Consider the following 20,995-nt stretch of genomic DNA (forward strand, 5'->3'; position numbering starts at 1 on the left):
CACCGCGGATCGATCCTCAGTCGCGCAGCGTGGCTCCGAAGCGCTGCGCAGCGACCTCGACTCCGGCGAGCTTGGCCTCCGTGGCCTCCGCCGCGGTGAGGGTGCGGTCATCCGCCCGGAACCTCAGCGCGAAGGTCAGGCTCTTGGAACCCTCCGGAACGCCCTCTCCGCGGTAGTCGTCGACGAGGCGTACCGACTCCAGCAGCGTGCCCGCGCCTTCGGCGAGGGCGGCCTGCACGTCCGCGGCGGGGAGCCCGGCCGGAACCAGGAGCGACACGTCCTGCGTAGCGGCGGGGAACGTCGACAGCGATGCGGCGACGACCCGTCCTCCGGCAAGCGACAGGATGCGGTCGAGGTCGAGCTCGAACACGGTCGCGCGCCCTGGGAGGTCGGCGCCCTCGGCGACAGCGGGGTGCAGCTCGCCGACGTATCCGACCTCTTCGCCTGCCACCAGGAGCGACCCGGTGCGCCCCGGGTGGAGGGCAGCGCGTTCGGCCTGGAGCACGTCGATGTCGACCCCGGCGGCTGCCGCGACCACACGGACCGCGTCCAGAGCCTCCACGAGGCCGGCGGCCTCGGCGGGGCGACCGGGCTGGCGCGGTGCGACATGGCCGGTGAGCAGTCCGGAGACGAACCGGTGCTGCGGCGGGATCGAGGCGTTCAGCTCCGCGAGCGTCTCGTCAGACGGACGCTCCCCCAGCGGCGGCACCTCATCGGTGCCGTACTCCACACCCGGCTCAGGGAGGAAGACCACACCGGTCTCGAAGATCGCGAGGTCGGTGAGCCCGCGCGAGATGTTGCGGTGCGCGGTCTGCAGCAGACCGGGGATCAGCGACCGGCGCAGGTACGGTGCCTGCCCGTCGAGCGGATTCGCCAGACGGATGCTCGGCAGGTGCTCACCCGACGCAGAGCCGTGCAGATCGTTCTGCGCCTCCGTGGTGAACGGGAACGACGGCGTCTCGACCAGCCCCGCAGCGGCCAGCGCATCGGCCACGCGGCGACGGCCCTGCTGGTGCGCGGTGAGGCCGCGCCCGGAGGGGGGCGTCGGCAGCACCGAGGGGATGCGGTCGAGCCCGTGGATGCGGGCGACCTCCTCGGCGAGCGTCCACTTGTCGGTGAGGTCGGGGCGCCAGGTCGGCGGGATGACCGTCCACCCGCCGTGGGTCCCTGAGCCTGTCGAAGGGCTGACCTCCGCGCCGATGGTCGTCAGCGCGCCGGTGATCTCGTCGTCGGTGTAGTCGACGCCGATGAGTCCCTGCACGAAGCCGGCAGGCAGCTCGATCTCACCGACGAAGACCTCGGCGAACAGCGCGCCGCCCTCCTCCGTGAGCGTGCCTCCGGCGAACTCGACCATGAGGTCGGCCGCGCGCCGGGCCGCGACGAAGGGGATCAGCGGGTCGACGCCGCGCTCGAAACGCTTGGACGCCTCGCTGGGCAGCTTGTGACGACGAGCCGAACGGGCGATGGTGGTCGGGTCGAAGGTCGCTGCCTCAATGAGGACGTTCCGCGTCTCTTCGCTCATCTCCGTCGTGCCGCCGCCCATGACGCCGGCGAGGCCGATCGGGCCCGACTCGTCTGTGATGAGCAGGTCTTCGATGTGCAGCGTGCGCTCGACCCCGTCGAGCGTGGTCATCTTCTCGCCCTGGTGTGCGCGGCGAACCGTGATCCCACCGGTGAGCTTGTCGAGGTCGTAGCCATGCAGCGGCTGTCCGAGCTCGAGCATCACGTAGTTGGTGATGTCGATCAGCACACCCAGCGAACGCATGCCGGCGAGACTGAGCCGCGCCACCATCCACGGAGGCGTCGGACGCGAGGGGTCGACGCCGCGGACGACACGGGTCACGAACTCGCTCGCTCCGACGTTCCCGCGCACGGGAGCGACGTCGTCGACGATGGTCGTGTGGCCGGTGCCCGGCTGGAGTTCGGCGAAATCGCGCTCCGCCGGGTCGCGGAAGGCCGCTCCGGTCGCGTGCGCGTACTCACGGGCCACCCCGCGCAGGGAGAAGGCGTAACCGCGGTCGGGCGTGACGTTGATCTCCACAGCGACGTCGTCGAGACCGAGCAGGGCGATCGCGTCGGTGCCGACGGGCGCATCGATGCCGAGGTCGGACAGCACGACGATGCCGTTGTGCTCGTCACCGAGTCCCAGCTCACGCGCCGAGGCGATCATGCCGTCCGACACATGACCGTAGGTCTTGCGGGCCGCGATCGGGAACGGGCCGGGCAGCACCGCGCCGGGCAGGGTCACGACGACCTTGTCCCCGACGATGAAGTTGTGCGCACCGCAGACGATGCCACGGATGCCGCCGTTCGCCTCGCCGACGTCGACCTGGCACCAGTTGATGGTCTTGCCGTTGGACTGCGGCTCCGGCTCGAGCGAGACGACCTGGCCGACCACCACGGGACCCGTGATGTCGAAGCGGTGCACGTCCTCCTCTTCGAAGCCGACCGTCACCAGTGCCGCGAGCACGTCCTCGGGGGACGCATCCGCTGCCACATCGACGTACTCACGCAACCACGAAAGCGGGACGCGCATCACACCACCATCCCGTACTGCTCGCTGAAACGGACATCGCCTTCGGCCATGTCGCGCATGTCCTGGACGTCGCTGCGGAACATCAGGCCCCGCTCGATGCCCATGCCGAACGCGAAGCCGCTGTATTCCTCAGGGTCGATCCCGGCCGCGCGCAGCACGTTGGGGTTGACCATGCCGCAGCCGCCCCACTCGATCCAGCGCGCGCCGCCCTTGAAGGTGGGGTGCCACAGATCGAGCTCGGCGGAGGGCTCGGTGAAGGGGAAGTAGTTCGTGCGGAAGCGCATCTTGGCCTCGGGGCCGAACAGCTGCTTCGCGAAGTGGTCGAGCGTTCCCTTGAGATGTGCCATCGTGATGCCCTTGTCGATCACGAGGCCCTCGAACTGGGTGAAGACCGGCAGGTGCGTGGCGTCGAACTCGTCGGTGCGATACACCCGGCCGGGGCACAGCACGTAGATGGGCACCTCGCGGTCGAGCATCGAGCGCACCTGCACCGGGCTCGTGTGGGTGCGCATCACGAGGTGACGCGAGGGCGGGTCGACGTAGAACGTGTCCTGCTCCTGGCGTGCGGGGTGGTCCACGTCGAAGTTGAGCGCGTCGAAGTTGAACCACTCGTGTTCGAGCTCCGGTCCCTCCGCGATCTCCCATCCCATGCCGACGAAGATGTCGCACACCTGGTCCTGCAGGAGGGTGAGCGGGTGTCGGGCGCCGACACGCGTGCGCGAGGGCACGGCGGTGATGTCGACCCGCTCCGACTCGAGACGCGCGGCGACCTCGGCCTCGGCGAGCTCGGCCTCCTTCGCGGCGAGCGCCTGGGTCACCTGCCCTCTCCCCTGGCCCACGAGCTTGCCGAATGCGGCCTTGTTCTCGGGGGCGACCTGGCGCATCGAGGCGTTCAGGACCGCGAGCGGCGATCCGTCGGCGACGTGTGCGGCGCGGGCCGCTTTCAGCTCGGCGGTGTCGGTGGCTGCGGCGATCGCCGCGAGGGCGTCGGCAACAGCGGCTTCGACCGCTTCCGGGGTGATTTCAGGAGACTCTGACACGAGAATCGAGTCTACCGGGGGCGTGCGGGTCGCTTTCGCGGATCAGCGCGCCTTCTCGGATCCGTCTCCCTGCAGCACGATGAGCGAGGTGTTGGTCTCGCCTCCGTGCTGGCGGGGATCCGGCACCGCAGGCCCTGCCTTCGGTGAGCGCTTGGCACGCTTCTGCAGGCGGTAGGCGATGTAGGAGAGCAGGAGGCAGACGGCCACGTACATCGATCCGCCGACGATCGCCGCGGGGATCAGCGGGGAGCCGTAAGGCGCCTGGTTGCCGATCTGGTTGATGACGTAGAGGAGCTCCTGGTACGTGATGATGAACCCGAGAGCGGTGTCCTTGAGCGCCACGACGAGCTGCGCGATGATCACCGGCATCATGGCCCGCACGGCCTGCGGGATCAGGATGAAGTACATCACCCCGGTCTTGCGCAGTCCGATCGCATAGCCGGCTTCCTTCTGCCCGCGGGGCAGCGACTCGATGCCGGCTCGGAGCACCTCGGCGAGCACGGAGCCGTTGTAGACGATGAGGGCGATCACGACGGCCCAGTACGGCGGCATCTTCACGCCGATCACGGGAAGGCCGTAGTACAGCAGCATCATCAGGATGAGCACGGGCACCGCTCGGAGCACCTCGATGATCCACCGGACCGGTTCACGCACCCAGGCGTGCTCCGACAGGCGGCCGATGCCGAGCAGGAAACCGAGTGCGAGGGATCCGACCCCGGCGACGGCGAACGCGGCCAGCGTGGCCAGGAGTCCTTCACCGAAGCGGACCCAGACGGCGGAGAACGTGAAGATGTTCCACTTCTCGGCGGAGAACTGTCCGGTGGCGAACAATCTCCACACGACCCAGCCGAGCACGGCGAGGACCACGAGCACCGTGGCGACTCCGATGAGCCGGTTGCGGGCGACGGCACGGGGGCCGGGGACGTCGAAAAGGACGGAACTCATCGCGCGATCCTCCACTTGTTCTCGAGAACGCGCTGCACCCAGGCGAGCAGCAGCACCAGCACCACGAACAGGACCATGACCCACAGGAGCACGACGAGCGCGTTCTCACCGCGTTCGCTGAGCGCCGCGCGGATGGTGCCGAGGTTGACGACCGAGAAACCCGCGGCCACCGTGGTGTTCTTCATGAGGGCGATGAGCACGCTCATCATGGGCGGGACGACGGAGCGCGTCGCCTGCGGCAGCACCACGTAACGCATGACCTGGCCGAAGTTCAGACCGATCGCCCGTGCGGCCTCCGCCTGGCCGACCGGCACGGTGTTGATGCCGGCGCGCAGCGCCTCCGCCACATAGGTCGCGGTGTAGATGCCGAGCGCGATCACGGCCAGCAGCAGGGAGTTCACCCGCTCCCCCAACAGGATGGGAAGGCAGAAGGCGAAGAAGAACATGACCAGGGTCAGCGGTGTGTTGCGGATCCAGTTCACGTACACGCCGCCGACGGCGCGGGCGATCGGAACCGGCGAGACGCGCGCGGCCCCGACGATGAGTCCGAGGACCAGCGCGATGATGCCGCCGCCGAGGAACAGCACGATGGTTCCCCACAGTGCCTGTCCCCAGAGGTCGAGGTGGTCGGAGATGACGCCCACTGCTGCTCCTGTCGATTCGGGTTATCGATGGTGTCCTGCCGAAGCGGGGCGGTCGACCATGCCGACCGCCCCGCGGAGATCAACCGACCGGGTCGACCTCGGGCTGCGTAGCCTTCACGCCGGAGGCGCCGAGGTTGTTGTCGAAGATCTGCTGCCAGATCTCGCCACCGTCGGTCAGCTGCGTGTTGAAGTACTCCACGAGCGCGTCGTCGCCCTTGGCGACGCCGATGCCGTAGCGCTCCTCGCTGAAGGGCTCACCGACGACCTTGAGGTTGTCCGGGTCCTGAGCCGCGTACCCGATGAGGATCGCCTCGTCGGTGGTGACGGCGTCGACCTGGCCGTTCTTGAGGTCCTCGACACACTTCGAGTAGGTGTCGTATTCCTTCGTGGGCACGTCGGGGTAGTTCGTCTTGATGTTCTGGATCGGCGTCGAGCCAGTCGCGGAACAGACGGTCGTCTCGGCACTCAGGTCGTCGACGCTCTTGATGTCGCTGTCGGCTGCCACCAGAAGGCCCTGACCGGTGACGAAGTACGGACCGGCGAACGCGATCTGCTCCTTGCGCTTGTCGGTGATCGAGTAGGTGCCGACGTAGTAGTCGATGTCGCCGTTCACGATGGCCTGCTCGCGGTTCGCGGAGGCGATCGCCTGGAACTCGATCTTCTCCGGGTCGACGCCGAGCGATGCTGCCATCCAGCGCGCGATGTCCACGTCGAATCCGGTGCGGTCCCCCGTCACGGGGTCGAGGTAGCCGAGACCGGGCTGGTCCTCCTTGACACCGACCTTGATCTTTCCGGACGACTCGATCCGGTCGAACGTCGGGCTGCCGTCGATGCTGACGTCGGTCAGGACGGTCCACGGCGTGCTGCTGGAGGAGTCGCCCTCGTCGCCGCCCTCCGGGGCTCCCGTGCTGGACGGCGTTCCGCTGTTGCAGGCGGTGAGCGTCAGCAGCGCGGCTGCCGCGATCCCGATGCCTGCCAGTGTCCGTGTGCGTCGCATGTGCGTCTCCTTCGTGTGCTGTGTGTGCAGGGTCTGTGTGCGTGGGGGCTGCGGGTGCGTCAGTGCGTGAGGAGCTTCGAGAGGAAGTCCTTGGCGCGATCGCTCTTCGGGTTCGTGAAGAACTCCTCCGGCGTGGCCTCTTCGACGATGCGGCCATCCGCCATGAACACGACGCGGTCGGCGGCCTTGCGCGCGAAGCCCATCTCGTGCGTGACGACGATCATCGTCATGCCGTCCTGGGCGAGTTCGACCATGACGTCGAGCACCTCGTTGATCATCTCGGGGTCGAGGGCGCTGGTGGGCTCATCGAACAGCATCACCTTGGGCTGCATCGCGAGAGCGCGGGCGATGGCCACGCGCTGCTGCTGACCACCGGAGAGCTGGGCCGGGAGCTTCGATGCCTGCTGGGCCACGCCCACGCGCTCGAGCAGCATCATCGCCTCCTTCTCGGCGTCGGCCTTCTTGATGCCGCGAACCTTGATCGGTCCGAGAGTCACGTTCTCGAGGATCGTGAGGTGGGCGAAGAGGTTGAACGATTGGAAGACCATGCCCACGTCCGCACGCAGATGTGCCAGGCCCTTGCCCTCAGCCGGGAGCTCCTTGCCGTCGATGCGGATGCTCCCGCTGGTGATCGTCTCCAGGCGGTTGATCGTGCGGCACAGTGTCGACTTCCCGGAGCCGGACGGGCCGATCACGACGACGACCTCCCCCGAGTTCACGGTCAGATCGATGTCGGTGAGCGCCTGGAAGTCGCCGTAATGCTTCTGGACGTTCTCGACCACGACGAGCGGGGTATCAGAGGTCATCATTTCTCCAAACTAGCCACGTCGGGCGCGGGTCTCCAGGCACCTCGGTGAGATTTACACGTTCGTAATCACCTGATCGCGGCACCAATGCTGCTGTGCATGGGTACCCCGCGGCCCGCCCCCACGGGCCGCGGAATCGTCCTGCTGCGATGCCCCAACGACAGTTGTGCAGCAGGCGACGATCGTGCGCGATCGACCTCACAATGGCAGAGCGCCGGTCTCGCTGTCAGACTTCTTGAGGATTTCTTGAGCAGTCAACCGCGCAGGTCGCGGTAGTAGTCGATCGCACCGTCGTGCAGAGGGACCGGACCGGTGAAGATCGCCGAACGCCGATCCAGCTGCGCCGCGGTCGGCACCTCCCCCGCGATGCGCAGTCGTGCATCGAAGAGTCCGGCCAGAACATCGTGCACGACGGCATCCGGCGTGGATGCGGCGGTGACGAGGTAGTTGGGAACGGCCATCGTCGGTGCGGAGTCCGGTAGGCCGTATGTCCCCGCCGGGACATCAGCCTGCCGATAGGCATGCGAATACCGCTCGTTCACGGCGTTGACCCACTCCGGCTCGATCGGGAGCAGGCGGACCGGAGCGCGCGAGGACAGTTCGGCCACGCCGGGCGTAGGCAGGCCTCCCACCCAGAAGAAGCCGTCGATCTCGCCGCGCTCCATCGCACCGATCGACGCGCTGAGGTCGAGCTGGGGGTCGCGGACGGAATCGAGCGCGACGCCTGCTGCGTCGAGCACTCGGCCCGCGATCACGTTGACGCCGGAGTTCTCGGCACCGAGCGAGATGGTGCGGCCGGCGAGATCGCCGATGTCGTCGATGTCCGAATCCCCTCGCACCACGACCTGCACGTACTCGTCGTACAGGCGGGCGAGAGCCTCCACCTCCAACGGCCGCTCGAAGGCGCCGGTACCCGACACCGCGTCGGCGGCGGCATCGCCCTGCGCGAATCCGAGCAGGGCCTCGCCCGAACTCACCCGCAGCAGGTTGTCGACCGATCCCGCGGTCTCCTGCGCGACCACCCGGAGGTCCAGCCGGTCCGACAGCTCTCCCGCCAGGTGGCTTCCGTAGTCGTAGTACACACCGGTCGAGCCCCCGCTGGCGATCGCGTACTCGGTGTCGCTCCACTCGTCGGAGCGAGGGGCGCACGCGGTCAATGCGGTCAGCAGCACGAATGCGAGTCCTCCCGCGAGGAGTCTCCTGGCGGCCGACCTCATGGCGTGGTCCCGTCGTGCAGGACGAGCGCGACCTCGAGTCCGCCACCCTGTGCCGAAGCGACCGCCAGCTCTCCCCCGATCGTCTCCAGCAGATCGCTCGCGATCGCCAGCCCGAGTCCTGACCCCGGCGTGTCCCCGGTGTCGGCGTTGCGCCAGAACCGGTCGGTCGCCGCGGCCGCCTGCTCGTCGGTGAGGCCGGGACCATGGTCGCGGACCGTGATCCGACAGACCCTTCCTTCCCGTCTCGCCCCGATCTCGATGTGCGCCCCCTCGGGCGAGAACTTCACGGCGTTGTCGATCACGGCATCCAGAGCGCTCTCGACGATCGTGCGGTCGGTCACGCTCATCACCGATGACGCGCCGGTGGAGCGCAGCCCGACTCCGCGCTGAGCCGCGACATCGCGCCATGCTTCCCGACGACGAGCAGCCAGAGTCGCCAGATCCACGGCGGAGATGGTCGAGTCGCCACGGCCGCCGCGCGCGAGGCCGAGCAGAGTCTCGAGGATGCGGGTCATCCGCCGCCCCTCCTCCCTCGTCTCCTCGACGTCGCCCTGCCACTCGTCGCCGAGTCCCGTCGCCAGATGCTCCACTCTCAGGAGCAGAGCGTTGAGGGGGTTGCGCAGCTCGTGCGAGGCGTTGAGCGCGAACTCCTGCTGTCTCGTCATCACCCGTTCGATCTCGTCGGCCATGCCGTTGAACACCTGCGCCATGCGGCGGAGCTCCGGCGGACCGTCGTCCGCAGCAACGCGCGCGTCCATCTCGCCGCGCTCGATCGCGACCATGGCCTCGTCGAGTCGGCGCACCGGCGAGAGCACCCAACGCGCGAGTCGGAACACCAGGAGCACGCCGAGCGCGATGAGCACCCCCGCGATCGCGGAGATGAGCAGGAGCTGGTGCAGGATCGCGGCGCGCGGAGCCTCCACGTCTCCGGCGACGAGCACGGCTCCTATCACGTCACCGTCATCGAACACCGGCTCGGCCAGTGCGGAGTCCGAGACACTCCAGGGGAACACCACCGTCGGCTGCTCGGCTCGTCGACCGGAGAGCGCCAGCTTGACGCGCTCGGTATCGTCTTCCCGCAGCACCGCCGGGTCCTGATCCGCTGCGGCCCACACGGCGCCCCCGAGATCGAACACGGTCACCTCGATCCCGTAGACCTCGCGGAACCGCTCCACCTCCGCCTCGATCACGGCGGCGCTGCCGGAACGCAGAGCCTGGCGGGCACTCGTGACGAAGTAGCCGAGGTCGCCGATCTGCTGCGCATAGAAGGCCTGCTGCACGCTCTGGGCGGCACTCCACCCCGCGGCACCGCCGAGCCCGGCCAGGATCGCGACGAGCGGTATCAGGAACACGATGATCAGGCGGCGACGCACGGCTCAGGACCCTGCCAGCCGATAGCCGACCCCGCGGACCGTCTCGATGATCCCGCGGACCCCGGTCTTCTTCCTGATGGCCCCGACGTGCACCTCCAGAGAATGGCCGAATCCTCGCCAATCGGTGTTCCATACCTCGCGGATCAGCCGGTCCTTCGGCATCGCCACTCCCGGGTAGCGGGCGAGGACGGCGATGATGTCGAACTCCTTGCGCGTGAGGTCGATGGCCGCGCCGTCGACCAGCACCTGGCGAGCGATCAGGTCGACCTGCACGCCGCCCCCGTGGAGCAGCACGCGCGCATCCGCCTCGGGTCTCATCGGCCTGGATCTCCGTGTGACCGCTTCGATCCGCGCCAGGAGCTCGTGCACGTCGTAGGGCTTCACCACGAAATCATCGGCTCCGGCGCGGAGTCCTTTGATGCGCTCCGCGACCTGGCTGCGCGCCGTCACGATCACGATCGGGACCTCGGAGCGGCCCCTGATCCGACGACACAGGTCGACCCCGTCGATGTCCGGCAGACCGAGGTCGAGCAGCACCACCTCGGTGTCCGCTCCGACAAGAGCCAGTGCAGACGCCCCATCCGCTGCGCGGACGGTCGCATACCCGGACCGGGCGAGAAACGCCTCCAGTGCGCCTGCGACCCGGTCGTCGTCTTCGACGATCAGAATCCTCATCGACTCCGCTTCCCGCTTCCCCCGGCGTCCGTCACCTCAGTCGACGGACGTCGCCCGCTGAGCGAATGCGCTCTCATACAGGCAGACACTGGCGGCCGTCGCCAGATTGAGCGACTCGGCTCGCCCGAAGATCGGAAGCTTGAGCACACGATCAGCGAGACCCAGCGCCTCGTCTTCGAGTCCGCGCGCCTCGTTGCCGAAGAGCCATCCCGTCGGCTCGGCCAGCACGCCCTCTGCGCGCGCTTCCAGCAGGTCATCACCCTTCACGTCCGCCGCGAGGATGCGCAGCCCTGCGGCATGAGCACGCTTCACGACGTCGGCGAGGTCTCCCCCGACCGAGACGGGAAGGTGGAACAGGGACCCTGTGGTCGCGCGCACCACCTTCGGATTGTACGGATCGACCGTGCGACCGGTCAGCACGACGGCATCCGCACCCGCGGCATCTGCCGCCCGGATGATCGTGCCGAGGTTCCCTGGATCCCGCACCTCCTCGCAGATCGCCACCAGTCGCGGCGAGGCCTCGAAGATGTCGCGCACCGACGTCGGCGTCTGCTGCACGACGGCGACGAGACCTTGGGGTGTGACGGTGTCGGCCATCGCGTTGAGCACGTACTCGGTGACGTACTCGACCTCGATGTCCGCCTCTGCGGCCTTCGTGCGGATGTCGGGGTGCCGCTCCCAGCCGTTCGGCGTCGCGAAGAGCTCCACGATCGCCTCAGGACGGTAGGTGAGCGCCTCGCGCACGGACTGCGGGCCCTCCAGAAGGAACAGGCCTGTCTCGGTCCGCGCGCTGCGCTTGGTCAGCTTCGCGACAGCCCGGACTCGGGGCGAACGGGGGTTCTCCAGCACGATCACAGTCTAGGGAACGCACGGCCCGTTCCCGCACCATCGGGTTAGGGTGCCTGCATGACGATCGATACCGCGGTGACGAGCGCCCGTCGGCGGATCATCCTCGCAGTGCTCGCCGTCGCGACGGTCGTGATCGGACTCGTCATCCATCGCAGTACCGGTGGGGTCGTGGGCGACGTCATCGGCGATGCGCTGTACGCCGTGCTCATCTATCTGCTCGTCGCCCTGATCGCCGCGCGACGGCGACCCCTTGTACCCGCACTCGTCGCCTTCGTGTTCTGCGCTGGTGTCGAACTGTTCCAACTCACCGGTATCCCTCGTGAGTGGGCATCGGTGCTCCCCCCGATCCGTCTCGTCCTCGGCTCCGGATTCGATGGTCGGGACATCGCCGTGTACGCGGTTGCCATCGCCATGGCCGCCTTCGTCGACCTTGCGGTCAGCCGCGCGGCCGCCGGCGGCACGTCGGGAAACGCCACAGGGCGCCCTCCCGAAGGAGAGCGCCCTGTGTGAAGAGGTGCTTACGCAGCCGACTTCGGCGCGTTGACGTCGGAGGGCAGAGCCTTCTTCGCCGTCTCGACCAGCGTCGTGAACGTGGCAGCGTCGTTGACCGCGAGGTCGGCAAGCATGCGACGGTCGACCGTGACACCCGCGAGGCCGAGGCCCTGGATGAAGCGGTTGTACGTCATGCCGTTCTGGCGGGCCGCAGCGTTGATGCGCTGGATCCACAGACGACGGAAGTCGCCCTTGCGCTTGCGACGGTCACGGTACGAGTAGACCAGCGAGTGGATGACCTGCTCTTTGGCCTTGCGGTAGAGGCGCGAACGCTGTCCGCGGTAACCGGAGGCGCGCTCGAGGATGACCCGGCGCTTCTTGTGGGCGTTTACTGCCCGCTTGACTCTTGCCATTTTCCTGTGTTCCTATTCGTGCGTTCGGCGCGCGTCAGCGACCGAGAAGCTTCTTCGCGACCTTGGTGTCAGCCTTCGACAGGACCTGGTCCTGGTTCAGACGACGCGTGCGACGGCTCGACTTGTGCTCGAGGTTGTGGCGCATCCCGGCCTGCTGCTTCTTCAGCTTTCCGCTTCCGGTGATCTTGAAGCGCTTCTTAGCACCCGAGTGGGTCTTCTGCTTCGGCATCTTCTCTTCCTTCGTATGGCGCCTTCTCAGGCGACGGTGTCAACCCGCGGTGCGGGAGTTCTGGGGCGGGTGCTACTCCGCAGTGGTGGCGGCGGCCTCGTTCTTCGCCTCGCGCGCAGCCTGCTTCTTGTCCGCTCGCTGAGCATCGCGCACGGCGTTCTGCTCCTGCTTCGCCTCGGACTTGCTCTTGAGCGGAGCCACGACCATCACCATGTTGCGACCGTCGATGGTCGGGTTCGACTCGACGGTGCCGAACTCGGCGACGTCCTCGGCGAACTTGCGCAGCAGACGCACGCCCTGCTCGGGACGCGACTGCTCGCGACCGCGGAACAGGATCATGGCCTTGACCTTGTCGCCGGCCTTGAGGAAGCCCTCGGCACGCTTGAGCTTGGTCGTGTAGTCGTGAGCCTCGATCTTCAGACGGAAGCGCACTTCCTTGAGGATCGTGTTCGCCTGGTTGCGGCGAGCTTCCTTTTCCTTCTGGGCGGCCTCGTACTTGAACTTGCCGTAGTCCATGATCTTGACGACGGGCGGCTTCGAGTTGGGGGCGACCTCGACGAGGTCGAGATCGGCTTCCTGCGCGAGGCGCAGTGCTGCCTCGATGCGGACGACGCCGATCTGCTCACCCGCGGGGCCGACGAGGCGGACCTCGGGGACGCGGATGCGCTCATTGGTACGGGGATCGCTGATGCGGAACTCCTTAGACGATGTGATTCGGCCACCGCGACGCTGTCTGCATCACGGGCGAAATCGGAATCGTCCCCGCCCACCGGCATTCAGACGCCGGCTCCGCACCCTGTCTACCGGCTCCTTCTTTCGAACGGAGCCGGTGGAGTGCAAGACCCGGTAGCCTTGAACGGCAAGCGCGGGTGGGAAGTGAATCCTCTTTCGTTCCGGAGCATGACGCTCCGGAGCCCGCCAAAGTCTAACAGAAAGCAAGGCGAAGTGACGAACCAGGCACCGGACGAGGCTGCACACGAGCGCGAAGAGCGCTGGGCACGTCAGGAGGAGGCCGCATCGTCGGCCACCCGCGACATCGCCGACGTACCCGCAGTCGAGGTGATCACCACCGCCGCCGTGCACCTCATGAGTGCGGCAGCCGTCAAGCTCGGGCTCGCCGACGAGCCGGACGCCGCAGCGCAGATCGACCTCGACGAGGCGCGCAAGCTCATCAACGCGCTCGCCGGACTCATCACCGCCGGCGCTCCGGAGATCAGCGACATGCACGCACGCTCCCTGCGCGACGGACTCCGCTCCCTGCAGCTCGCCTTCCGCGAGGCATCCACGATCCCTGACCCGATCGGCAAGGGGCCGGGCGAGAAGTGGACAGGTCCGGTCAACTAGCTGCTGCGAGCCTCGACGACCAGGGGGTCGGCCGAGGCCGGGCCGGGGCACGACCCTTCGGTGCGGGTCCAGGAGATCTCCTCTTCCGACTCATGGATGAGGGCACCCTGCGCATCGAACAACCGGATGTCGACCAGGTCCGGCGTGGACATGTCGAAAGACATGCTCCACGTGCCGTCACCCGAGGGGGACGCCGAGAACAGGTTCGCGGACGAGCTCTCGTCCTCTCCCGGCGCCGGTGAGCACTGCCCGTCCGCGCAGAACTGGAGGTCGGTCGCCGCGGGGAAGGCGCTCACGTCGACGACGACCGTGCTGATGTAGGCGATCGCCGGGCACGCGTTGATCACGCAGCCGGAAGTGCCGGCGACGGCGCCTCCGAGCAGTACGACGGCGGCGAGGGCTCGCACCAGAGTCCGGGGCATGTTCCCGAGCGTAGCGAAGCGGTTCAGACGCTGCGGCGGAGCTTCACGGTGAGGGAGTCGACGAGCACGGCGATCCGGTCGTCCGATGCCCAGCGTTGCGCAAGACGCGAGAGCACGGCGTCGAGCACCTCACGTTCGAGTCCGTCGACCAGCTCCAGGACCACGATGAGCTCGGGGCCGCGCAGACGGGCGTCGGGGTCTCCGGGAGCCACCGCCACATCGATCACGGCCAGTTCGTGGGCCATGCTCTCCTGCAGCGCCGTGAACACCTCGGTCGAAAGGAAACTCGGCTCCCAGCGCTGCTCCTGAGCGATCGCCCACACGGCAGGACGCCGGATGACGAACTCGGTGTCGGACGTCGGGTCGAGCACGATCAGGTCGGTGTCCTCCGACGAGGCGGCCAACGCCGCGCGGATCGCCTCGACGGGGATGGGTCGCGCCGTCGGGTCCCACGCCTGCATCGCCTGGACCGACGAGAACACCGGCTGCACGCGCCGACCATCCGGAGCCGCGACCGTGACGATGGAGAGCTCCTGCGTCTTGTCAACGGTGAGACCGTTGGGGGCGATCCCCTCCTCCCCCTTCTCCGCGATGAGGGGCACCAGCACACGGGCGGCACGGAAGGCGTCGACGACTTCGGACTGGCTGCCCTCGCCGGCGCGGAAGCGCAACAGCGCCGCCAGCAGCGCGGGGTCGGCGGACCCGTCGTCCGCGGCGTGCGGGTTCGACTCGAAGCTGCGCCCCTCCCACGGGACACCTGCTGAATCGCCGTGGTTGTGCGGCTCGGGGCCGCACGCGTGCGCGTCAGTCTCCTGCGACATCCAGTGCCTCAGCCAGCGTGAACGCACCGGCGTAGAGTGCCTTGCCGACGATGGCGCCCTCGACGCCCAGCGGCACGAGGTCGCGGAGCGCGGCGATGTCGTCGAGGCTCGAGATGCCACCGGACGCGACCACCGGCTTCGGGGTGCGGGAGGTGACCTCGCGGAGAAGGTCGAGGTTCGGACCGCGGAGGGTTCCGTCCTTCGTGACGTCGGTGACCACGTAGCGGCTGCAGCCGGCGTCTTCGAGGCGGTCGAGAACCTCCCAGAGGTCCCCGCCCTCCTTGGTCCATCCGCGGGCGGCGAGCGTCGTTCCGCGCACATCGAGACCGACGGCGATCGCCTCGCCGTATCGGCCGATCACGTCGGCAGCCCACTCCGGATTCTCCAGTGCCGCCGTGCCGAGGTTGATCCGGGTCGCGCCGCTCTCCAGAGCGGCCTCCAGCGTCGCGTCGTCGCGGATACCGCCCGAGAGCTCGATGTTCACGCCCTTGAACTGCTTGATGACCTTGCGCAGGATCGGGGCGTTGCTGCCCCGGCCGAAGGCCGCGTCGAGGTCGACCAGGTGGATCCAGGAGGCGCCCTGCGCCACCCACTCCCCTGCAGCGTCCAACGGGTCGCCATAGCTGGTCTCGGTTCCGGCCTCGCCCTGAGTCAGTCGGACGGCCTTGCCCCCGGCGACATCGACCGCGGGAAGGAGCGTGAGCGAGGGGGACTGCGCGAAGTCGTTCATGGGGTCCTTGGATCGGGAAGCTCTTCGGCCCGGTGCGGGCACGAGAACCGAGGGTAGTCCGCCGGGCGGCGGGGAACAAAACGGGTGACGCCGGCGGGCGTCGTCAGAGACTCGTGACCCAGTTGCGCAGCAGCTGGATACCTGCTTCGCCGGACTTCTCCGGGTGGAACTGCGTCGCCGACAGCGGGCCGTTCTCGACGGCGGCGAGGAAGGGATCGCGGTAGGTCGTCCAGGTCAGGACGGGTTCGGGGAACGGCGGAATCACATCGAGCTGCCAGGACTGGGCAGCGTAGGAGTGCACGAAGTAGAAGCGCTCCTGCTCGATGCCGCGGAAGAGCACGCTGTCGGAACCGGGCGCGACGGTGTTCCAGCCCATGTGCGGAAGAACCGGCGCATTGAGCTCGGTGACGGCTCCCGGCCACTCTCCGAGACCCGCGGTATCACGTCCGCGTTCGACGCCGTGCTCGAACAGCACCTGCATCCCGACGCAGATGCCGAGGACCGGACGGCCACCGGCCAGACGGCGGTCGATGATCTCGTCTCCTCCGTGCGCGCGCAGGGCATCGCGAACCGCCTGGAACGCACCGACGCCGGGAACCACCAGGCCGTCTGCCTCGAGGGCGGTGGTGCGATCGCGCGTCAGCACGGCGTCGGCACCGGCAGCCACGAGAGCCTTGACAGCGGAGTGGACGTTGCCCGACTCGTAGTCGAACACCGCGACGCGAGGAGCCGACGTCACAGCGCGCCCTTGGTGGACGGAATACCGTCGACGAGCGGATCCAGCGCCTTGGCCTGACGGAACGCGCGGGCGAACGCCTTGTACTCCGCTTCCGCGATGTGATGCGGGTCACGGCCGCCGAGCACACGCACGTGCACCGTGAGAGCAGCGTTGAACGTGATGGCTTCGAAGGAGTGGCGGACGAGTGACCCGGTGAAGTGCCCGCCGATCAGGTGGTGCTCGAAGCCTGCGGGCTCCCCCGTGTGCACGAGGTACGGGCGGCCCGAGATGTCGACCACGGCCTGCGCGAGCGCCTCGTCGAGGGGGACGAGTGCGTCTCCGTACCGGGAGATGCCCGACTTGTCGCCCAGGGCTTCGAGGATCGCCTGTCCGAGCACGATCGAGACGTCTTCCACGGTGTGGTGTGCGTCGATGTGGGTGTCACCGGAAGCGCGCACGGTGAGGTCGGTCAACGAGTGCTTCGCGAACGCCGTGAGCATGTGGTCGAAGAACGGCACCGACGTGTCGATGTGGCTCACACCGGTACCGTCGAGGTTCAGCTCGAGCTCGACGGTGGACTCCGACGTGCGGCGCACACGGCTCGCAGTGCGCTGGGTCGGTGCGGAAGTGCTCATGAAGCCGATCCTATCGAGGCCAGCGCGTCGAGGAATGCGGTGGTCTCGGCCTCGGTGCCCGCGCTCACCCGCAGGTGCCCTGGAATGCCGACATCGCGCACCAGCACTCCCCGGTCATACAGCTGCTGCCAGGTGGCCTTCGGGTCGGAGACACCGCCGAACAGCACGAAGTTCGACCAGGACTCGTGCGGCTGGTACCCCAGCGCCTCGAGAGTCGCCGTGATGCGGTCGCGCTGCTCGACGATCTCCTCGACCATGCCGAGCATGACGTCGGCATTGCGCAGCGCGGCGATGGCCGCCGCCTGCGTGAGCGCACTGAGGTGGTACGGCAGACGCACCAGCCGCAGCGCGTCGATGAACGCGGGGTCGGCCGCGAGATACCCGACACGGGCCCCGGCGAACGCGAAGGCCTTGCTCATCGTGCGGGAGACGGCGAGACGCGGTCGCCCCTCGAGCAGTGTCAGTGCCGAGACCGCATCATGCGGGGCGAACTCCTGGTACGCCTCGTCGACGATCACGATGCCCCTGGCCGCGTCGTACACCGCTTCGATGACGTCGAGTCCGAGCGGCGTGCCGGTGGGGTTGTTGGGAGAGCAGAGGATGACCACGTCCGGGTCGGCAGCCCGCACCTGCTCGGCCGCCTCCTCGGGAGTGATGGTGTAGTCGGGCTGACGTGTTCCGGCGATCCACCGCGCACCGGTGCCCTGCGCGATGAGCGGGTACATCGAATAGGTCGGTGCGAACCCGAAAGCCGTGCGCCCCGGACCACCGAAGGCTTGCAGGATGTGCTGGAGCACCTCATTGGACCCGTTGCCCGCCCAGATCTGCTCGGGGACGAGACCGTGGCCCAGGTACTCTGCGAAAGACTCGCGAAGCGTGGTGAACTCACGATCCGGGTAGCGGTTGACATCACGGATCGCGACGGCGATGTCATCGAGGATGTCGCTCGCCACCGCATCGGGAATCGGATGCGTGTTCTCATTCACGTTGAGCGCGATGGGAAGCGGCGCCTGCGGAGCACCATATGGCTTCAATCCGCGGAGATCGTCACGTAGCGGGAGATCGTTGAGGGAGAGGGTCACCCTTCCCATGCTAGGCGGCGCCTGAGGTCGATGACGCAAAGTCGCCGCCCGCGCGCTCCTCGTCTGAGTCCTTCGCCGGATCAGTGCGCGTACTGAGCCGGGATCGCCAGAGTCTGCCCGATCTGCAGCTCGCCGCCGCGCAGCAGGTTCATGCGGCTGATGTCGCCGATCACATCGCGCGGGTCGGCGTCGGGCGCGACGCCGGTGGCGATGGACCAGAGCGTGTCACCGGGCATGACGGTCACGGTCTCGACGCCGACGGCTGCCGTGTCGGCACCCGATGCGACCGCACTGCCGCCGCTGAGCGCCGCGAACGCGATACCGGCGGCGAGGGGCACCGATGCCAGGGCGAGCAGCACAGCGCGACCACGCGTCGTCAGCCGAAGCCTCGTCGAAGGACGGGGCGACGCCGGGATGACTGCTGCGGTGCTGAAGCCGATGCTGCTCATGTGGTGCTCCTTAGCCTGTCCCGGAGCGGTGAGGCTGCCGGGGAAGTTGGCGTAGCGTTCGCATTCACGACTCGGCCGGGAGCCGGGAATGCGAAGCTACGTACCGAAGATATCTTCGAGTTCGAACATCTGTCAAGTATTCTTCGAAACCACACCGGGGAAAGAGGCCGACACGCTCGAACAGATCTTCCAGATCGGCCCGATTCTCGGATACGGTTTCGATAAGGACACCCCACCACGGGCCTCCGACATTCGAAGAGGGACGTCGGATCACGCACTGAAGGAGCACCATGAGCGAGAACTCTGCCGCCGAGTCGGAGGCACCGCGCACGCGCCGCCGGAAGAGCCTCAGCCCGAAGCAGATGGCGATCCTCGAGGTCATCCAGAACTCGATCGCGAACCACGGCTATCCGCCGAGCATGCGCGAGATCGGAGACGCCGTCGGTCTCAAGTCCCTCTCCAGCGTCACCCATCAGCTCGGACAGCTCGAGCTGAGCGGCTACCTCCGTCGCGACCCGGGGAAGACGAGGGCGATGGAGGTGCTCATCGACCTGCCGGGCGCCAGCACCGAGAACCCGGCCGACGTCGCGACCCCCGTGGGCGACGCCGCGCTCGTCCCTCTCGTGGGACGGATCGCCGCCGGCGTGCCGATCACCGCGGATCAGCAGGTCGAGGAGATCTTCCCGCTCCCGCGCCAGTTGGTGGGCAAGGGCGACCTGTTCATGCTCAAGGTCTCCGGCGAGTCGATGATCGACGCCGCCATCTGCGACGGCGACTGGGTCGTGGTCCGCTCCCAGAACAGCGCGGAGAACGGCGAGATCGTCGCGGCGATGCTCGATGGCGAGGCGACGGTCAAGGTGCTGCGCCGCCGCGACGGCCACACCTGGCTCCTCCCCCGCAACTCCGCCTTCGAACCCATCCTCGGCGACGAGTCCGTCGTCCTCGGCAAGGTCGTGGCGGTGCTCCGCGCCGTCTGACCCTCGATACGGTCACGCCGCACGATCAGGCGAGACGACGGCGCGACACGAAGGACCCCTCTTCTCGGAGGGGTCCTTCGTGTCGACAGGGTCGTCGTCTCAGAACGGATAGTCCGCGATCCGCGATCGCAGCGTGAGCCACTGCGTCTCGGTGAAGGCCTCGATGTTGACCGTGGCACCACCGATGCGGGTGCCGTTGCCGGAGCTCTTGGTGCCGCCGAAAGCTGCCATGGATTCGTCTGAGACCGTCTGCTCGTTGATGTGGATCTTCCCCGCATCCAGGCGGTCCGCGAGCTCCATCGCCACGGACACCTCACCGAGGATCCCGATCGAGAGTCCGAACTCGGAGTCGTTCGCCAGGTCGACGGCTTCATCGAGCGTCGTGAATCTCGCGACCGGTGCGACGGGGCCGAAGATCTCGTTCTTCCAGGCGGTGTTGTCGCGATCGAGACCCGTGATCACCGTGGGACGGAAGAAGCGCCCCTCATTGGTCCCGCCCGCCGCGATGCTCGCGCCCTCCGCGACAGCCGCGCTCACGATGTCGACGCAGTGCGCGGTCTGCCGGTCGTCGATGAGGGGACCCAGAGCGACGTCCTCGGTGTTCGGATCCCCGACTGTGAGCGCTTCGGCCTTCCTCACGAGGGCGGCGACGTAGTCGTCGTAGACGGATTCGTGCACGATGTGCCGGCCCGTCGTCATGCAGATCTGTCCCGAGTTCATCCACGAGCCGAACGCGGCAGCGGAGGCGGCCTTCTCGACGTCGACCCCTGGCAGCACGATGAGCGCGTTGTTGCCGCCCAGCTCCAGGTGCGCGCGCTTGAGCAGGCGGCCGCAGGTCTGCCCGATGGCCCGTCCAGCGCCGGTCGATCCCGTGAACGCGACGACGTCGACCTCTGGCGCGTCGACGACGGCGGCTCCCACCTCGGCGCCGCCGGGTAGCAGCTGCAGGACGCCGGCGGGCAGTCCCGCCTCCTCGAACACCCGCATGAGCGCGACGCCGCCGCACACCGCCGTGCGGGGATCCGGTTTGAGCAGAACGGCGTTGCCCAGCGCGAGAGCCGGGGCCACGGCACGGATCGAGAGGATCAGCGGAAAGTTGAAAGGTGCGATGACCGAGACGACTCCGGCCGGTGTGCGGCGAGCGACCGACCAGCGGCTCTCGTTCGATGCCAGCACCTCGCCCTGAGGCAGATGCGGGAGCGCGGCGGCGTCGAAGCACTCGTTCGCCGCGATGTGGGTCTCCAGCGCGGCCTTGGGCGGCGTCGAGCCGTCTTCGCGGATGATCCAGCGCTGGATCTCCTCCGCGTGCGTCTCGAAGAGGGTGCCGGCCCTGCGCAGGACGGCTGCTCGGTCCTCGGGGCGAGTCGCCGCCCACGCCTTCTGCACCCCGTCGGCACGGATCGCGGCGGCGTAGACGTCGTCCGCTGTGGCGACCCCCACCCGCCCGAGGACGGCATCGGTGGCCGGCTCGCGCACATCCTGTGTGCCACCCGAACCGACGACCCACGTGCCGGTGTTGATCTTGCCCTCCCACAGGGCCGGGTCCATTAGCGTCATGTCAGCTCCTTCGTTGACGGATGGATGTCTCGCGGGGTTCAGAA

24 protein-coding genes are annotated in these 20,995 nt (G+C 67.9%); 3 read left to right on the plus strand and 21 right to left on the minus strand.

Annotated elements, in window-relative coordinates:
- Positions 1-16 precede the first annotated feature (16 nt).
- From pheT to AB4070_RS13640, 10 genes are all read right to left on the minus strand, one after another.
- A complete protein-coding gene (gene pheT / locus AB4070_RS13595; RefSeq protein ID WP_441980588.1) occupies positions 17-2,536 on the minus strand; it encodes a phenylalanine--tRNA ligase subunit beta in 2,520 nt (839 codons plus the stop codon).
- A complete protein-coding gene (gene pheS, locus AB4070_RS13600; RefSeq protein ID WP_441980589.1) occupies positions 2,536-3,576 on the minus strand; it encodes a phenylalanine--tRNA ligase subunit alpha in 1,041 nt (346 codons plus the stop codon). Before pheS ends, pheT begins: the two co-directional genes overlap by 1 nt.
- Positions 3,577-3,618: 42 nt before the next feature.
- Complete coding sequence (locus AB4070_RS13605; protein WP_441980590.1) at positions 3,619-4,521, minus strand: amino acid ABC transporter permease; 903 nt, start codon at positions 4,519-4,521, stop codon at positions 3,619-3,621.
- Positions 4,518-5,165: an amino acid ABC transporter permease gene (locus AB4070_RS13610; RefSeq protein ID WP_282847856.1), complete on the minus strand. Its 648-nt coding sequence runs from the start codon at positions 5,163-5,165 to the stop codon at positions 4,518-4,520. The genes AB4070_RS13605 and AB4070_RS13610 overlap by 4 nt, the downstream gene beginning before the upstream one ends.
- Before the next feature lie 79 nt (positions 5,166-5,244).
- Positions 5,245-6,162: a glutamate ABC transporter substrate-binding protein gene (locus tag AB4070_RS13615; protein ID WP_441980591.1), complete on the minus strand. Its 918-nt coding sequence runs from the start codon at positions 6,160-6,162 to the stop codon at positions 5,245-5,247.
- 59 nt (positions 6,163-6,221) lie between these two features.
- Entirely contained in the window at positions 6,222-6,968 is a 747-nt protein-coding gene (locus AB4070_RS13620; RefSeq protein WP_045263329.1) for an amino acid ABC transporter ATP-binding protein, read from the minus strand.
- Positions 6,969-7,222: 254 nt separating this feature from the next.
- Complete coding sequence (locus AB4070_RS13625) at positions 7,223-8,185, minus strand: TAXI family TRAP transporter solute-binding subunit (protein WP_441980592.1); 963 nt, start codon at positions 8,183-8,185, stop codon at positions 7,223-7,225.
- Complete coding sequence (locus AB4070_RS13630) at positions 8,182-9,558, minus strand: ATP-binding protein (protein ID WP_441980593.1); 1,377 nt, start codon at positions 9,556-9,558, stop codon at positions 8,182-8,184. Before AB4070_RS13630 ends, AB4070_RS13625 begins: the two co-directional genes overlap by 4 nt.
- Before the next feature lie 3 nt (positions 9,559-9,561).
- The gene (locus AB4070_RS13635; RefSeq protein ID WP_441980594.1) at positions 9,562-10,233 is read right to left on the minus strand and encodes a response regulator transcription factor; all 672 of its coding nucleotides are present in this window, start codon (positions 10,231-10,233) and stop codon (positions 9,562-9,564) included.
- A gap of 36 nt (positions 10,234-10,269) precedes the next feature.
- On the minus strand, positions 10,270-11,082 hold the full coding sequence (locus AB4070_RS13640; protein WP_441980595.1) for a TrmH family RNA methyltransferase: 813 nt from the start codon (positions 11,080-11,082) through the stop codon (positions 10,270-10,272).
- A 57-nt stretch (positions 11,083-11,139) separates the two neighbouring features.
- Between AB4070_RS13640 and AB4070_RS13645 the strand changes: the two genes are divergently transcribed.
- The gene (locus AB4070_RS13645) at positions 11,140-11,592 is read left to right on the plus strand and encodes a DUF2809 domain-containing protein (RefSeq protein ID WP_441980596.1); all 453 of its coding nucleotides are present in this window, start codon (positions 11,140-11,142) and stop codon (positions 11,590-11,592) included.
- Positions 11,593-11,600: 8 nt separating this feature from the next.
- Here AB4070_RS13645 and rplT read toward each other — a convergent pair whose 3' ends face one another.
- The 3 genes from rplT to infC all read right to left on the minus strand — a co-directional run bounded on the left by rplT (position 11,601) and on the right by infC (position 12,930).
- On the minus strand, positions 11,601-11,987 hold the full coding sequence (gene rplT, locus AB4070_RS13650) for a 50S ribosomal protein L20 (protein ID WP_017202428.1): 387 nt from the start codon (positions 11,985-11,987) through the stop codon (positions 11,601-11,603).
- Positions 11,988-12,021: 34 nt separating this feature from the next.
- On the minus strand, positions 12,022-12,216 hold the full coding sequence (gene rpmI / locus AB4070_RS13655; protein ID WP_017828564.1) for a 50S ribosomal protein L35: 195 nt from the start codon (positions 12,214-12,216) through the stop codon (positions 12,022-12,024).
- Between the two features lie 72 nt (positions 12,217-12,288).
- Positions 12,289-12,930, minus strand: a complete 642-nt coding sequence (infC, locus tag AB4070_RS13660) for a translation initiation factor IF-3 (protein WP_082108707.1) — start codon at positions 12,928-12,930, stop codon at positions 12,289-12,291.
- A 231-nt stretch (positions 12,931-13,161) separates the two neighbouring features.
- Between infC and AB4070_RS13665 the strand changes: the two genes are divergently transcribed.
- Positions 13,162-13,560 carry a DUF1844 domain-containing protein gene (locus AB4070_RS13665; RefSeq protein ID WP_441980597.1) on the plus strand — a complete coding sequence of 133 codons (399 nt, stop codon included), beginning with the start codon at positions 13,162-13,164 and terminating at the stop codon, positions 13,558-13,560.
- Here AB4070_RS13665 and AB4070_RS13670 read toward each other — a convergent pair.
- The 7 genes from AB4070_RS13670 to AB4070_RS13700 form a co-directional block, all read right to left on the minus strand.
- On the minus strand, positions 13,557-13,982 hold the full coding sequence (locus AB4070_RS13670) for a hypothetical protein (RefSeq protein ID WP_441980598.1): 426 nt from the start codon (positions 13,980-13,982) through the stop codon (positions 13,557-13,559). The two genes, AB4070_RS13665 and AB4070_RS13670, sit on opposite strands and share 4 nt — an antisense overlap.
- Before the next feature lie 23 nt (positions 13,983-14,005).
- A complete protein-coding gene (locus AB4070_RS13675; RefSeq protein ID WP_441980599.1) occupies positions 14,006-14,803 on the minus strand; it encodes an SseB family protein in 798 nt (265 codons plus the stop codon).
- On the minus strand, positions 14,787-15,533 hold the full coding sequence (priA, locus tag AB4070_RS13680) for a bifunctional 1-(5-phosphoribosyl)-5-((5-phosphoribosylamino)methylideneamino)imidazole-4-carboxamide isomerase/phosphoribosylanthranilate isomerase PriA (RefSeq protein ID WP_441980600.1): 747 nt from the start codon (positions 15,531-15,533) through the stop codon (positions 14,787-14,789). Before priA ends, AB4070_RS13675 begins: the two co-directional genes overlap by 17 nt.
- Positions 15,534-15,636: 103 nt before the next feature.
- The gene (gene hisH / locus AB4070_RS13685) at positions 15,637-16,272 is read right to left on the minus strand and encodes an imidazole glycerol phosphate synthase subunit HisH (RefSeq protein ID WP_441980601.1); all 636 of its coding nucleotides are present in this window, start codon (positions 16,270-16,272) and stop codon (positions 15,637-15,639) included.
- Complete coding sequence (gene hisB / locus AB4070_RS13690; protein ID WP_441980602.1) at positions 16,269-16,886, minus strand: imidazoleglycerol-phosphate dehydratase HisB; 618 nt, start codon at positions 16,884-16,886, stop codon at positions 16,269-16,271. The genes hisH and hisB overlap by 4 nt, the downstream gene beginning before the upstream one ends.
- Positions 16,883-17,968, minus strand: coding sequence for a histidinol-phosphate transaminase (locus AB4070_RS13695; protein ID WP_441980603.1), 1,086 nt, complete (start codon positions 17,966-17,968; stop codon positions 16,883-16,885). Before AB4070_RS13695 ends, hisB begins: the two co-directional genes overlap by 4 nt.
- 80 nt (positions 17,969-18,048) lie before the next feature.
- Positions 18,049-18,417, minus strand: a complete 369-nt coding sequence (locus AB4070_RS13700; RefSeq protein WP_282847867.1) for a LysM peptidoglycan-binding domain-containing protein — start codon at positions 18,415-18,417, stop codon at positions 18,049-18,051.
- Positions 18,418-18,707: 290 nt separating this feature from the next.
- On the opposite strand from AB4070_RS13700, the gene lexA reads away from it, so the two are divergent.
- Positions 18,708-19,394 carry a transcriptional repressor LexA gene (lexA, locus tag AB4070_RS13705; RefSeq protein WP_046749010.1) on the plus strand — a complete coding sequence of 229 codons (687 nt, stop codon included), beginning with the start codon at positions 18,708-18,710 and terminating at the stop codon, positions 19,392-19,394.
- A 99-nt stretch (positions 19,395-19,493) separates the two neighbouring features.
- Here the strand turns inward: lexA and AB4070_RS13710 are convergent, their stop codons facing one another.
- Positions 19,494-20,951: a benzaldehyde dehydrogenase gene (locus AB4070_RS13710; protein ID WP_441980604.1), complete on the minus strand. Its 1,458-nt coding sequence runs from the start codon at positions 20,949-20,951 to the stop codon at positions 19,494-19,496.
- Positions 20,952-20,995 lie beyond the last annotated feature (44 nt).

Origin of the sequence: Microbacterium sp. 2RAF4, from assembly GCF_052115285.1 — a bacterium.
In the GTDB taxonomy this organism is placed as follows: domain Bacteria; phylum Actinomycetota; class Actinomycetes; order Actinomycetales; family Microbacteriaceae; genus Microbacterium; species Microbacterium oxydans.

Excerpts from the sequence above, each read along its gene's own strand:
- rplT (WP_017202428.1), bottom strand. The coding sequence starts at position 11,987 with ATGGCAAGAGTCAAGCGGGCAGTAAACGCCCACAAGAAGCGCCGGGTC.
- AB4070_RS13615 (WP_441980591.1), bottom strand. The coding sequence starts at position 6,162 with ATGCGACGCACACGGACACTGGCAGGCATCGGGATCGCGGCAGCCGCG.
- rpmI (WP_017828564.1), bottom strand. The coding sequence starts at position 12,216 with ATGCCGAAGCAGAAGACCCACTCGGGTGCTAAGAAGCGCTTCAAGATC.
- hisB (WP_441980602.1), bottom strand. The coding sequence starts at position 16,886 with ATGAGCACTTCCGCACCGACCCAGCGCACTGCGAGCCGTGTGCGCCGC.
- AB4070_RS13620 (WP_045263329.1), bottom strand. The coding sequence starts at position 6,968 with ATGACCTCTGATACCCCGCTCGTCGTGGTCGAGAACGTCCAGAAGCAT.
- AB4070_RS13710 (WP_441980604.1), bottom strand. The coding sequence starts at position 20,951 with ATGACGCTAATGGACCCGGCCCTGTGGGAGGGCAAGATCAACACCGGC.
- lexA (WP_046749010.1), top strand. The coding sequence starts at position 18,708 with ATGAGCGAGAACTCTGCCGCCGAGTCGGAGGCACCGCGCACGCGCCGC.
- pheT (WP_441980588.1), bottom strand. The coding sequence starts at position 2,536 with ATGCGCGTCCCGCTTTCGTGGTTGCGTGAGTACGTCGATGTGGCAGCG.
- AB4070_RS13645 (WP_441980596.1), top strand. The coding sequence starts at position 11,140 with ATGACGATCGATACCGCGGTGACGAGCGCCCGTCGGCGGATCATCCTC.
- AB4070_RS13625 (WP_441980592.1), bottom strand. The coding sequence starts at position 8,185 with ATGAGGTCGGCCGCCAGGAGACTCCTCGCGGGAGGACTCGCATTCGTG.
- AB4070_RS13605 (WP_441980590.1), bottom strand. The coding sequence starts at position 4,521 with ATGAGTTCCGTCCTTTTCGACGTCCCCGGCCCCCGTGCCGTCGCCCGC.
- AB4070_RS13670 (WP_441980598.1), bottom strand. The coding sequence starts at position 13,982 with ATGCCCCGGACTCTGGTGCGAGCCCTCGCCGCCGTCGTACTGCTCGGA.
- AB4070_RS13700 (WP_282847867.1), bottom strand. The coding sequence starts at position 18,417 with ATGAGCAGCATCGGCTTCAGCACCGCAGCAGTCATCCCGGCGTCGCCC.
- priA (WP_441980600.1), bottom strand. The coding sequence starts at position 15,533 with ATGAACGACTTCGCGCAGTCCCCCTCGCTCACGCTCCTTCCCGCGGTC.
- AB4070_RS13635 (WP_441980594.1), bottom strand. The coding sequence starts at position 10,233 with ATGAGGATTCTGATCGTCGAAGACGACGACCGGGTCGCAGGCGCACTG.
- AB4070_RS13675 (WP_441980599.1), bottom strand. The coding sequence starts at position 14,803 with ATGTCGCAGGAGACTGACGCGCACGCGTGCGGCCCCGAGCCGCACAAC.